Annotated in this window: 10 protein-coding genes; 6 read left to right on the plus strand and 4 right to left on the minus strand. The window is 68.6% G+C overall.

Translation table 11 applies throughout. The annotated features are described in order from the left end of the window. Nucleotides 1-11: 11 nt before the first annotated feature. Together A5727_RS04780 and nudC are read left to right on the plus strand one after the other, a co-directional pair. Nucleotides 12-1,106, plus strand: a complete 1,095-nt coding sequence (locus tag A5727_RS04780) for a potassium channel family protein (protein ID WP_068245277.1) — start codon at nt 12-14, stop codon at nt 1,104-1,106. Continuing rightward, a complete protein-coding gene (gene nudC / locus A5727_RS04785; RefSeq protein ID WP_068245280.1) occupies nt 1,099-2,028 on the plus strand; it encodes an NAD(+) diphosphatase in 930 nt (309 codons plus the stop codon). Before A5727_RS04780 ends, nudC begins: the two co-directional genes overlap by 8 nt. Before the next feature lie 132 nt (nt 2,029-2,160). Here nudC and A5727_RS04790 read toward each other — a convergent pair whose 3' ends face one another. Next, the gene (locus A5727_RS04790) at nt 2,161-2,412 is read right to left on the minus strand and encodes a mycoredoxin (protein ID WP_068245283.1); all 252 of its coding nucleotides are present in this window, start codon (nt 2,410-2,412) and stop codon (nt 2,161-2,163) included. Nucleotides 2,413-2,439: 27 nt separating this feature from the next. Between A5727_RS04790 and A5727_RS04795 the strand changes: the two genes are divergently transcribed. Next, nucleotides 2,440-4,539, plus strand: a complete 2,100-nt coding sequence (locus tag A5727_RS04795) for an ATP-dependent DNA helicase UvrD2 (protein WP_068245286.1) — start codon at nt 2,440-2,442, stop codon at nt 4,537-4,539. Nucleotides 4,540-4,982: 443 nt separating this feature from the next. Further along, on the plus strand, nt 4,983-5,252 hold the full coding sequence (locus A5727_RS04800; RefSeq protein WP_068245289.1) for a WhiB family transcriptional regulator: 270 nt from the start codon (nt 4,983-4,985) through the stop codon (nt 5,250-5,252). 65 nt (nt 5,253-5,317) lie between these two features. Here the strand turns inward: A5727_RS04800 and A5727_RS04805 are convergent, their stop codons facing one another. From A5727_RS04805 to A5727_RS04815, 3 genes are read right to left on the minus strand one after another with little or no spacing between them, the layout of a single operon-like run. Then, on the minus strand, nt 5,318-6,655 hold the full coding sequence (locus A5727_RS04805; RefSeq protein WP_068245385.1) for a macrolide-binding ATPase MABP-1: 1,338 nt from the start codon (nt 6,653-6,655) through the stop codon (nt 5,318-5,320). A gap of 43 nt (nt 6,656-6,698) precedes the next feature. After that, nucleotides 6,699-7,538, minus strand: coding sequence for a cyclodehydratase (locus tag A5727_RS04810; RefSeq protein ID WP_068245292.1), 840 nt, complete (start codon nt 7,536-7,538; stop codon nt 6,699-6,701). 51 nt (nt 7,539-7,589) lie between these two features. Then, nucleotides 7,590-8,972, minus strand: a complete 1,383-nt coding sequence (locus tag A5727_RS04815) for a zinc-dependent metalloprotease (protein ID WP_197507588.1) — start codon at nt 8,970-8,972, stop codon at nt 7,590-7,592. A 66-nt stretch (nt 8,973-9,038) separates the two neighbouring features. Here A5727_RS04815 and A5727_RS04820 point away from each other — a divergent pair, with 66 nt between their 5' ends. Beyond that, entirely contained in the window at nt 9,039-10,061 is a 1,023-nt protein-coding gene (locus tag A5727_RS04820) for a YlbL family protein (protein WP_068245299.1), read from the plus strand. Nucleotides 10,062-10,140: 79 nt separating this feature from the next. Then, the gene (locus A5727_RS04825) at nt 10,141-13,140 is read left to right on the plus strand and encodes a UPF0182 family protein (RefSeq protein ID WP_068245302.1); all 3,000 of its coding nucleotides are present in this window, start codon (nt 10,141-10,143) and stop codon (nt 13,138-13,140) included. The last annotated feature ends 120 nt before the right edge of the window (nt 13,141-13,260 follow it).

Raw genomic sequence — 13,260 nt, forward strand, 5'->3', positions numbered from 1 at the left:
GACAGAGCATCGTGGCTAAAAACAGAATGCGCAGGCGCCTGCGCCGACTGGACGAGACGTTGACGGCCAAGCCGGACGCCGCGCTGGTCGAACACCTGCACATCCCGGAGCAGTTCGTCAGCCCGGGACGCAGGATCTTCATGCGCGTCATCTACGCCCTGCTGGCGTTGTTTGCGGCGGTGATCATCGTCTACCTCGACCGCGACGGCTACCGCGACATCTCCGACGAGCCGGTGCCCGGCGGCCTGTCCTTCCTGGACTGCCTGTACTACGCCACGGTGTCGCTGTCGACGACGGGCTACGGCGACATCACCCCCGTCACCCCCACCGCGCGACTGATCAACGTCCTGGTCATCACGCCGCTGCGGGTGGCGTTTCTGATCGTGCTCATCGGCACCACCGTGGAGACCCTGACCGCGGCGTCGCGGCAGGCCCTCAAGATCCAGCGCTGGAGGAACACCGTGCGCAACCACACCATCGTCATCGGCTACGGCACCAAGGGGAAGACGGCCGTCACGGCGATGATCGGTGACGGCGTCCCGCCCGGCGAGATCGTCGTCGTCGACACCGATCAGGCGTCACTGGACCGCGCGAGCGCCGCCGGTCTGGTGACCGTGCGCGGCGACGCCAACAAGTCCGACGTGCTGCGCCTGGCCGGGGCCCAGCACGCCAAGTCGATCATCGTCGCCACCAACAGTGATCCGACGGCGGTGATGGTCACGCTGACGGCGCGGGAACTGGCGCCGACGGCCAAGATCATCGCCTCGATCCGGGAGGCCGAGAACCAGCACCTGCTTCAGCAGTCCGGCGCGGACTCGGTGGTGGTCTCCTCGGAGACCGCGGGCCGCCTGCTCGGCATCGCGACCAGCACACCCAATGTGGTGGAACTCATCGAGGACCTGCTGACCCCGGACGAGGGTTTCGCGGTCGCCGAACGCGATGTGGAACGCAAAGAGGTCGGCGGGTCCCCCAAACACCTGGTCGATATCGTGCTGGGTGTGGTGCGCGACGGAAACCTGCACCGCGTCGACGATCCCGAGGTCGACGCGCTCGAGCTCGGCGACCGACTGCTCTACGTCCGAAGCGGAGGCGAAGACCGTGCCTGATTTCACCCTGCGCAACACGCCCCTGCTGTCGCGGGTCGGGGCCGACCGCTCCGATCACCTTCGCACCGACGTCGACGCGGCTGTCGAGGGCTGGGCGTCGGCCGCGGTCCTGCGCGTCGACAACCGCGGACAGGTGCTCATCGTGGACGGCCGGGTGGCCCTCGGCGGCACCGCCGATCTCGGCGACACGCCCCCCGACGACGCGGTGTTCCTCGGGCGCATCGACGACGGCAGGCACGTCTGGGCCATCCGCGCGCCGCTGGTGCCGCCGGATGAGGCGTCGGACGCCACGGTCCTCGACATCCGGCGCACCGGAAGGGTTTTCGACGACGTCAGCGCGCAGCTGGTGTCCACCGCGACCGCGCTGCTGAACTGGCATGACAGTGCGAGGTTCTCGCCGGTCGACGGTGCGCCGACCCGCGCGATCAAAGGCGGGTGGGCGCGGATCAACCCGGTCACCGGCGTGGAGGAGTTCCCGCGGATCGACCCCGCGGTGATCTGCCTGGTGCACGACGGCGCGGATCGGGTCGTGCTGGCGCGGCAGCAGGCCTGGCCCGAGCGGATGTTCTCGCTGCTGGCCGGATTCGTCGAAGCCGGCGAGTCCTTCGAGACGTGCGTGATCCGCGAGATCTCCGAAGAGATCGGCATCGCGGTGCGCGACGTGCGCTACCTCGGCAGCCAGCCGTGGCCGTTCCCGCGCTCCCTGATGGTGGGTTTCCACGCACTGGCCGACCCCGGTCAGGAGTTCGTGTTCTCCGACGGCGAGATCGCCGAAGCGCACTGGTTCACCCGCGACGAGGTGCGTGCCGCGCTGCGGGTGGGGGACTGGTCCAGCGCGGCCGCGACAGAGTCGAAACTGCTTCTGCCGGGCTCGATCTCGATCGCCCGGGAGATCATCGAATCCTGGGCCGAGCAGGACTGACCGCCACCCCGCGAGCGCCCTGCCGTCCCCCCGCGAGCGTGCGTGTCTGTACGCCGACACGCCGCAAATCCTGTACAAACCCGGCCGCTCGCGGACAGTAGAGCGGCCGCTCGCGGACAGGGGAGAGGTCGCTCAGCTCGCGAGCTTGGCCTTGACCTCGCGGATGTTCGGATTGGTCATCGTCGTGCCGTCGGCGAACTTCACGGTCGGCACCGTCTGGTTTCCGCCGTTGACCGACGCGACGAAATCGGCCGCGGCGGGATCGGCCTCGATGTCGACCTCGGTGTAGCTGATGTTCTCCGACTTCAGCGCGGTCTTGAGCCGGCGGCAGTATCCGCACCACGACGTCGAGTACATGATCAGCGGGGTGTCACTCACGGTCATGCCGCCATCTTGTCACCCGGCCCTGGGATGATGATCGGCATGCCCATCGACGGCCTCGACGAGGAACAGCGCGAGGCGGTGCTGGCCGCCCGCGGGCCGGTGTGCGTGCTCGCGGGTGCGGGCACCGGCAAGACCCGCACCATCACCCACCGCATCGCCCACCTCGTCTCGGCCGGGCAGGTGGCGCCGGGGCAGGTGCTGGCGGTCACCTTCACCTCCCGTGCCGCGGGGGAGATGCGGAGCCGACTGCGTGCGATGGAGGCCGCCGAGCCGGACGGACCACGGGTCGGGTCGGTGCAGGCGTTGACCTTTCACGCCGCGGCGCGCCGGCAGTTGTCCTACTTCTGGCCCCGGGTGGTCGGCAACACCGGCTGGCAGCTGCTCGACAGCAAATTCTCCGTCGTCGCCCAGGCCGCCAACCGGGCCAAGCTCAAGGTCAGCACCGACGACGTGCGCGACCTCGCGGGTGAGATCGAGTGGGCCAAGGCCTCATTGATCACGCCTGAGCTGTACCCGGCCGAGGCCGCGAAGGTCTCCCGCGACGTCCCGTTGGACGCGCAGCGCGTTGCGGCGGTCTACGCCGGGTACGAGAGCCTCAAGGCGCGCGGTGAGACCGCACTGCTCGACTTCGACGATCTGCTCCTGCACACCGCGGCCGCCATTGAGAACGATCCCGCCGTCGCCCAGGAGTTCCGGGACCGGTACCGCTGTTTCGTCGTCGACGAGTACCAGGACGTCACACCGCTGCAGCAGCGCGTGCTGACGGCGTGGTTGGGCTCACGGGACGACCTGACGGTGGTCGGCGACGCCAACCAGACCATCTACTCGTTCACCGGCGCCTCCCCGCGTTACCTGCTGGACTTCTCCCGCCGCTTTCCCGACGCCACCGTGGTGCGCCTTGAGCGTGACTACCGATCCACCCCACAGGTGGTGTCGCTGGCCAACCGCGTGATCGCCGCCGCGCGCGGACGCGTCGCGGGAAGCAGACTGCATCTGGTGGGCCAGCGTGATCCCGGGCCGGAGCCGACGTTTCAGGAGCACCCCGACGAGGTCGCGGAGGCCAAGGCCGTCGCCAAGTCGATCACCACGCTGATCGAGTCGGGTGTCTCGCCCGCGGAGATCGCGGTGCTCTACCGGATCAACGCCCAGTCCGAGGTGTACGAGGAGGCGCTGACCGAGGCGGGTGTGGCGTTCCAGGTGCGCGGCGGTGAGGGGTTCTTCAGTCGCCAGGAGATTCGGCAGGCACTGGTGGTCCTGCAGCGCGCCGCCGAACAGGATTCGGCAGCAGAGGATCTGCCGGAGGTCGTGCGCAGACTGCTGGAGCCGCTGGGACTGACCGACCAGGCGCCGACGGGTGCGCGGGTGCGGGAACGCTGGGAGGCGCTCGATGCCCTGGCGCAGCTGGTCGACGACGAGGTCGCCGCGCGTCCCGACTTGGACCTGCGGGCGTTGGTCGCCGAACTGCGGATCCGTGCCGACTCCCGGCATCCACCCGTCGTGCAGGGGGTGACGCTGGCATCGCTGCATGCGGCCAAGGGCCTGGAATGGGATGCGGTGTACCTCGTCGGGCTCACCGACGGCACACTGCCCATCTCGCACGCGCTGGCCCACGGCCCGGACAGTGAGGCCGTCGAGGAGGAGCGGCGCCTGCTGTACGTCGGAGTGACCCGGGCCAGGGTGCACCTGGCCCTGAGCTGGTCGCTGAGCCGGACGCCGGGCGGCCGGCAGACGCGCAAACCGTCACGGTTCCTCAACGGCATCGCCCCGCAGACCGGCCGGGACACCGGGCCCAGCGCCCCGCGGCGGCAGCGGGCGGCGGCGAACAAGCGCTGCCGGGTCTGCAACGCCAACCTGACCACCGCCGCCGCGTCGATCCTGGGGCGGTGTGAGACCTGCGCGTCCGACATCGACACCGATCTGCTCGCTCGGCTCAAGGAGTGGCGGCTGCGTACGGCACAGGAGCTCAAGGTGCCGGCGTTCGTGGTGTTCAGCGACAACACGTTGATCGCGATCGCCGAGACCAGGCCCACCGACAACGCGGCGCTGACGTCGATCTCGGGTATCGGCGCGCGCAAGTTGGAGCAGTTCGGTGCCGACGTCTTGGAGTTGGTGCACGGCCGGGGCTGAAACCGCAGGTCAGAAAATCGCTTGTGGTTCCACCGGCGCACGGTCTAGCCTCGAACCCGCACCATTCACGCACGCGAGCGCTGGGAAGGAGGTCCCCACGATGATCAGCACCGCCATGAACGTCGGCGTAGCCGCCGTATCCGCGCATGCCCAGGGGGCCGTCTTCGTTTCAGCAGCTGCCGTCCCCGCGGCGCATATCCCGGCGGCTGCCGCCGCCTGGGCGGGACAGGCCCACGCTGCGCCGCGTAAGCGCCGTCCCGCCGCCGCGACCTTCGCGTCCGCGTATCGGGGTTCCCCCTAGGAGCCCACGACACAGCCACATTGGCCACGGACCGAAAGTCACCGGATCCGTGGCCAATCTCTTTTGGTGTCATTCCCACCACCGGCCCGGATCTCGAGGACAAGCAACTCAGCCCACGAGACCAGGAAGCAGGTGAAAGGACATGTCAGCCCTGACAGTCCGCGAGGAGAAACTGCCGGTGCTGCCGTGCCATGTCGGTGACCCCGACCTGTGGTTCGCCGAGACTCCCGCCGAACTGGAGCAGGCCAAGGTGCTGTGCGCGCAGTGCCCGATCAGGCGGCAGTGCCTGTCGGCCGCGCTGGACCGCGCAGAGCCCTGGGGCGTGTGGGGCGGTGAGATCATCGAGCGTGGATCGGTGGTCGCGCACAAGCGCCCCCGCGGCCGGCCACGCAAGGACGTCGTCGCCGCCTGATCAACCGGCGAGGCCCACCGTCACACGAAACATCGTGTGACGGTGGGCCTTTCGCGTGTCTGTGCTCAGACGGCGTCGGGGTTGGCGAACCCGGGCACCATCTCGTCGGCGATCCGCCGCGTCGGCACGTGTCCGTCGAGCTGACAGGAGATCGCGACCACCGAGGCGATGACACGCATCGGGATCGCCAGCTTCGGTGGGATGTCCATCTGCCGGGCGGTCTTGATCTGGCCGGAGACCTTTTCGAAGTTGACGTTGGTCATCCGCTGCAGCCACTTGCGGGTGTAGTGGAACACCGGCACCTCCAGCGGTTCGACGTACTGCCGCAGCATGTCGTCGATCTCGCTGGTCGACACCTGCTCACCCTTCTGGATGAAGCCGACGCGCTCCATGGTCGGCAGCAGCTTGTCGTAGTTCTTGTCGACCGCGTAGCGCAGCATCTGCCCCAGTTCCACGGGCCACCCGCCGGGCATGGGCGCCACCGCACCGAAGTCGATCACGCCGAGCTTGTCGCCCGGCAGCAGCATGAAGTTCCCCGGATGCGCGTCGCCGTGCACCATCTCGAGGCGCCGCGGCGCGTCGTCGCAGAACTCGAACAGTCGAGTCGCCATCAGGTCGCGCTGTTCCTGGGTGCCCTCGCGGATGATGTGGGCCAGCGGAATGCCCTCGATCCACTCGGCCACCACGACCTTGGGTGCACTGGCCACCACGTGCGGGATCAGGAACTTCGGGTCGCCGTCGTAGGCCTTGGCGAAGGCCCGCTGGTTCTCCGCCTCGAGGCGGTAGTCCAGCTCCATCTCGGTGCGGTCGATCAATTCGTCGACCACGCCCTGCACGTCCGCGCCGGGCGCCAACTGCTTGAAGACGCCGACCAGGCGCCGCATGGTCTTGAGGTCGGCCCGCAGGGCTTCGTCGGCGCCGGGGTACTGGATCTTGACGGCCACCTCGCGGCCGTCTTTCCAGACGGCCTTGTGCACCTGGCCGATGCTCGCCGAGGCGACGGGCGTGTCGTCGAAGGACTGGAAGCGCTCCCGCCACTTGGTGCCCAGTTGGGCGTCGAGGACCCGGTGGACCTTGTCCGCCGGCAGCGGCGGCGCGTCCTTCTGGAGCTTGGTCAGCGCCTCCCGGTAAGGCTTGCCGAACTGCTCGGGAACGGCGGCCTCGAGCACTGAAAGGGCCTGGCCGACCTTCATCGCGCCGCCCTTGAGCTCGCCGAGCACCTTGAACAGCTGGTCGGCGGCCTTCTCTACCAATTCGGCGTTGACCTCGTCTTTCGACTTGCCCGTCAGTCGTTTGCCGAACCCCACCGCCGCGCGTCCTGCCATGCCACCTGCCAGGCCGGCCAACTTCGCGTTTCGTGCCACACTTCCGCGCTTGATCTCTGCCACCAGACCATCATCCACCACGGCCGCACCCCACATGACACCGAACTGGCAACAAACGTTTTCAACATGAGCACCGCGGGTGCCGTGGCCAATGCCGGGTCGCGATGCTGCCGGCGCGCACGTCGAACTCCAGGGTGGCCGACAGGCTCGGCGGGGCGGGCTGCGTTCCCGAACCGTCGACCGCGGCGACGACGGCCTGCACCTGAGCCAACGCCAGGGCAACCGTGGCCAGCACCGTCGAGTGATCGGCCACGCCGACGGTGTCGCGCAGCTGCGCCGCGAGCACCGGCCATGCCGCGTCGCGGTCGATGCGGTGCAGGTCGGCACACACCAGGCAGCTGGTGACACCGGGAATGACCAGCGGGCCGACCACACCCGTGCCGTCGCGCACCCGCACCGTCAGGTGCGCCACACCCGCGGCGTGCAGGTCGCGCACCATCCGCGGGTCGGCGACGAGGTAGTCGGCGAGGACGACGAGGTCGGTCGTCTCGGCCCGCACCGCGGCGTGCGACCGGCTGCTGTGGCTGACCCGCGCACCCGTGCCGCGCAGCGCGTCGACCAGCATGTCGGTCAGGGGACCGCGGCCGTGCACGCGGATCGCGGCGGCGCGGCCGGCTCGGCGGGGCGCGCCGGTGTGGGCCACCCCGGCCGACTCCAGGGCGTCGATCACCGCGGTGAGTTCCCCGGCGTCGGTCAGACCCAGGCGGGTCGCCTCGGCCGTGAGGTCACCGACGTCGACCGGGGAGCGCATGTGCCGCAGCACCCCGGCCATGCCGCCGGCGGTGAGGCCACGCGGAGGCTGGACCAGGACGGCGCGGCGCGGATCCCAACCGACCTGGACGGCGCCGTCGGGCCTCAGCAAGACCGGCATCGAGGGGTCGAGGCTGATCCGGCGCGGCATGGCCGGACTGTGCCACGCCGACCGGGCGCCGGGTGCTCAGCTGTCCACAGGTCAGGCGTCGGGGCCGTCGGGGTCCTTGGGGTCCTTGGACTCGGCCTCGTCGCGAAGCTGTTTCTCCAGTTCGGCGATCGCGCTGTCGATACCGCTGGTGTCGCCGCCGATGACCCGGTCGATGAAACCCGCGGCGTCGTCGAGATCCGACGCCGACGGCAGCAGGTCGGGGTGCTGCCAGACCGCGTCACGGGCGTCCATACCGGCCGCGTCGGTGAGCCGCTGCCACAGGTCGGCGGCCTCACGGAGTTTGCGGGGCCGCAGTTCGAGCCCGACGAGCGTGGCGAAGGTCTGCTCGGCCGGACCGCCGCTGGCGCGGCGGCGACGCAGGGTCTCGCTGAGCGCCGCGGTGCCCGGGATCCGGTCGCCGAGGGCCGCGGACACCACGGTCTGCACCCAGCCCTCGATGAGGGCGAGCAGGGTCTCGAGACGCTCCAGCGCCGCCGCCTGCTCGGGTGAGGTCTTGGGTTCGAAGATGCCCTGGTTGAGCAGCTGCTCCATGGCCGCGGGGTCGGCCATGGAGGCGGGGTTGAAGCCCTGGGCCAGTTCTTCGATGCCGCTCATGTCGATCTTGATGCCCTTGGCGTAGGACTCGACGGTGTTGAGCAGCTGGCTGGACAGCCACGGCACATGGCTGAACAGGCGATGGTGGGCGGCCTCCCGCGCCGCCAGGAACGTCACGACCTCGCTGCGGGGCTGCTCGAGTCCGGACGCGAACTCCTCGACGGCGGTGGGCATCAGCGCCGCGGTGCCGGCCGGGCCCAGCGGCAGGCCGATGTCGGTGGAGGTCAGCACCTCCTTGGACAGCCGACCCAGCGCCTGCCCCAGTTGCGAGCCGAATGCCATGCCGCCCATCTGGGAGATCATCGACAGCAGCGGGCCCGCCATGGCCTTGGCCTCTTCGGGCAGGGCCGAGACCCAGACCGTCGAGATCTGCTCGGCCACTGGATCGCACAGCCGCTTCCAGGTGGCGAGGGTGTTGTCGATCCAGTCCGACGGCGTCCAGGCCACGGTCTTGGTGGTGCCGGCCGGAAGTGCGGTCGCGCCGTCGAGCCAGGTCTCAGCCAGCCGCACCGCATCGGAGATCGCCGACGTGGTGCCCGGCGCGATGGGCGCGACGAAACCGATGGAGCTGGTGGCCAACTGGCGCGCCAGGTCGTAGTTGACCGGGCCGCCGCTGGTGCCGCTGGCCATCGCGCTGCCCGCGCCGGAGAACATCTGGCCCAGTCGGGTGAAGATCTGCCCGAGGTCAGCCATGTCGCCGGAGCCGAACCCGAACGGATCGGTGGGGCCGCCCGGGTCCTTCTTACGCTTGTCGCGGTCGGGGTCGTCGCCGGGGGAGAACCCGAAGGGCAGGTCGGACATGGCTTCAACGGTACTCACCGCCCAGACGGGTTGCGCGCCCGCCGGTCACGCTCTCAGTGAACCTGCGCGGTTAATCTGGGCGGCGTGAACAGGCGGATTCTGACGTTGGTGGTCGCGCTGGTGCCGATCGTGGTGTTCGGCGCGCTGCTGGCGGTGGTGACCGTGCCGTTCGTGTCGCTGGGACCCGGGCCCACGTTCAACACCCTCGGGTCCTACGACGGCAAACCGGTCGTCGCGATCGAGGGCACCGAGGTCAAGCCCACCTCGGGACATCTGAACATGACCACGGTGTCGCAGCGCGACGGGTTGACGCTCGGCCAGGCGCTGGCGCTGTACCTGTCGGGCCGCGAACAGCTCGTGCCGCGCGACCTGGTGTACCCGCCCGAGAAGAGCCGCGACGACGTCGACAAGGCCAACAAGGAGGAGTTCAAGAACTCCGAGGACACCGCCGAGTACGCGGCGCTGGGGTTCCTCGACTACGCGCGGGCCGTGACGGTCGAGACCGTCAACGACGACGGTCCGTCCAAGGGCAAGCTGCAGTCCGGTGACGCGATCGACGCCGTCAACGGCACTCCCGTGGCCGACGTCGAGGCGTTCACGACGCTGCTGAAGAAGACCAGACCCGGCGATCAGGTGGTCGTCGACTTCCGCCGCAAGAACGCACCACCGGGAACCGCGACCATCACGCTGGGCTCCAACGACGACCGTGACTACGGGTACGTCGGCGTGGGTGTCCGGGACGCCCCGTGGGCGCCGTTCTCGATCGACTTCAACCTCGCCAACATCGGCGGCCCATCGGCCGGCCTGATGTTCAGCCTGGCCGTCATCGACAAGCTGACCACCGGGGATCTCAACCACGGGAAGTTCGTCGCGGGCACCGGGACCATCGCCGGGGACGGCACGGTCGGCGGGATCGGCGGCATCACGCACAAGATGCTGGCTGCCAAGGAGGCCGGCGCGACGGTGTTCCTGGCGCCGGCGGAGAACTGCGACGAGGCCCGATCGGGGGCCCAGGACGGTATGGAACTGGTGAAGGTCGAGACGCTGGCAGGGGCGGTCGACGCATTGAAGACACTTTCAGCCGGTGGCGAACCTCCGCGTTGTTAGTCAGGTGACCTGCGGTGTGCGCTCGGGCGTTGCGTACAGTTGGGGCACTGTCTGATCAGCACTGACCGGGAGTCCACCTGTGGGAATGCGGCCGGCCGCAAAGATGCCGAACCTGACTCGGCGTAGTCGAGTATTGATTGCGATCGCAGTGGTGGCCGTGGTGCTGCTGCTGCTGGGGCCACGCCTGATCGACACCTACGTCAACTGGCTGTGGTTCGGCGAGTTGGGGTACCGCTCGGTGTTCACCACCGAGATCGTCACTCGCCTCGTGCTGTTCCTGGCGGCATTCCTGCTGATGGGCGCGATCGTGTTCGCCGGCCTGGCACTCGCCTATCGCACCCGGCCGGTGTTCGTCCCCGCCGCCGGCCCCAACGACCCCGTCGCGCGGTACCGCACGACGGTGCTGACCCGGCTCCGGCTGATCGGGCTGGGCATTCCCGCCTTCGTCGGCCTGATCGCCGGTTTCGTGGCGCAGAACAACTGGAAGCAGATCCAGCTGTTCCTGCACGGCGGCGACTTCGGTGTCACCGACCCCGAATTCGGCAAGGATCTCGGGTTCTACGCGTTCGACCTGCCGTTCTACCGGATGGTCCTGTCCCTGCTGTTCTTCGCGGTGTTCCTGGCGTTGGTCGCCAACCTGGTGGCGCACTACATCTTCGGCGGCATCCGGCTCGCCAACCGCGGCAGTGTGGTCACCAAGGCCGCCCGCATCCAGCTCGTCGCGCTCGTCGGTGTCCTGGTGCTGCTCAAGGCCGCCGCCTACTGGCTGGACCGCTACGAACTGCTCAGCCACACCCGCGGCGGCAAGCCGTTCACCGGCGCGGGCTACACCGACATCAACGCGGTGCTGCCGGCCAAGCTGATCCTGCTGGCGATCGCCGTGATCTGTGCCGTGGCGGTCTTCTCGGCGCTGGTGCTGCGTGATCTGCGCATCCCGGCGATCGGTCTGGTGCTGCTGCTGCTGTCGTCGCTCGTGGTCGGCGCGGGCTGGCCGCTGGTCGTCGAGCAGTTCAGCGTCAAGCCCAACGCCGCTCAGAAGGAGAGCGAGTACATCAGTCGCAGCATCACCGCCACGCGACAGGCCTACGGGCTCACCGATGATGTGGTGACCTACCGCAACTACAGCGGCGATGCGCCGACCTCGGCCCAGCAGATCGCGGCCGACCGCGCCACGATCTCGAACATCCGACTGCTCGATCCCACGATCATCAGCCCCGCGTTCACGCAGTTCCAGCAGGGCAAGAACTTCTACAGCTTCCCCGAGCACCTGTCCATCGACCGGTATTCGCTGCCCGGCGGTGAGCTGCGTGACTTCGTCGTGGCCGCACGTGAACTCAATCCGGAGCGGCTCACCGACAACCAGCGGGACTGGATCAACCGTCACACGGTCTACACGCACGGCAACGGCTTCATCGCCTCGCCGGCCAACACCGTGCGCGGGATCGCCAACGACCCCAACCAGAACGGTGGCTACCCCGAGTTCCTGGCCAGCGTCGTCGGCGCCAACGGCAGCGTGGTCTCGCCCGGTCCCGCGCCGCTGGATCAGCCCCGCGTCTACTTCGGTCCGATCATCGCGGCCGCACCCGCCGACTACGCGATCGTCGGCTCCAACGGGCCCGACCGCGAATACGACTACGAGACCAACACCGAGACCAAGAACTACACCTACACCGGGTCGGGCGGTGTCCCGCTGGGCAACTGGCTGGCCCGCTCCGTGTTCGCCGCGAAGTTCGCGGAACGGAACTTCCTGTTCTCCAACGTGATCGGCCCGGAGAGCAAGATCCTGTTCAACCGCGACCCGGTCGAGCGTGTCAAGGCGGCCGCGCCGTGGCTGACCGCTGACACCAGCGTGTACCCGGCGATCGTCAACAAGCGCATGGTGTGGATCGTCGACGGCTACACCACGCTGGACAACTACCCGTACTCGGAGTTGACCTCGCTGTCGAACACCACGGTGGACTCCAACGAGGTCGCGGTCAACCGCCTGATCCCCGACAAGCAGGTGTCCTACATCCGCAACTCGGTCAAGGCCACTGTCGACGCCTACGACGGCAAGGTCACGCTGTACGCGCAGGACGAGACCGATCCGGTGCTGCAGGCGTGGATGAAGGTCTTCCCCAACACCGTCAAGCCCAAGAGCGACATCACCGAGGAACTGCAGGAGCACCTGCGGTACCCGGAGGACCTGTTCAAGGTTCAGCGCGCGCTGCTGGCGAAGTATCAGGTCGACGACCCGATCACGTTCTTCTCGGCGCAGGACTTCTGGGATGTCCCGCTGGATCCGAACCCGACGGCCTCGAGCTATCAGCCGCCGTACTACATCGTCGCCAGAAACATTGCGTTGGACAACAACTCGGAGTCCTTCCAGTTGACCAGCGCAATGAACCGGTTCCGCCGCGAGTTCCTGGCCGCCTATATGAGCGCCAGCTCCGATCCGGACACCTACGGCAGGATCACCGTCCTGACCATTCCGGGTGATGCGGTCCGTGGTCCCAAGCTGGCGTTCACCGCGATCAGCACGGACACCGCGGTCACCCAGGACCTGGGTGTCATCGGTCGGGACAACCAGAACCGGATCCGCTGGGGCAACCTGTTGACCCTGCCGGTGGGCCAGGGTGGTCTGCTCTACGTCGCGCCGGTCTACGCCTCGCCGGGCAACACCGACGCCGCGTCGTCGTATCCCCGCCTGATCCGCGTCGCGATGCTCTACGGCGACAAGGTCGGGTACGGGCCGACGGTTCGTGACGCCCTCGATGAGATCTTCGGCAAGGGCGCGGGCGTGACCGCGACCGGTCCCGCGCCCGCGCCGGGCAGTCCGGCGCCCGCGGACAAGCCGGCCTCACCGGCCAACGCCGATGTGCCGCAGGCCAATGCGCCCGAGGTGCCCACTCCGGTGGCGGCGGTGCCGGCTCCGGGTGGCCCGGTGCAGCTGTCGGGTCCGAAGGCCGCTGCCCTGCAGGAGATCAAGTCGGCCATGGAGGCCGTGCGGCAGTCGCAGCAGAGCGGCAACTTCGCCGACTACGGTGAGGCGCTGCAGCGACTCAACGACGCGATGGACAAGTACGACAACGCCAAGTAGGCCGTCCTTCTGCCGAGCGCCCGTGTTTGTACGGTGACACGCCGGGCAGGCTCAAGTGATCGCTGCAGCACCTGATTGGTAAGGGGTGTTGTTTCGATGGGATTTAGAGGGCAGGGGCAG

It is taken from the genome of Mycobacterium sp. ACS4331 (assembly GCF_001667265.1).
In the GTDB taxonomy this organism is placed as follows: domain Bacteria; phylum Actinomycetota; class Actinomycetes; order Mycobacteriales; family Mycobacteriaceae; genus Mycobacterium.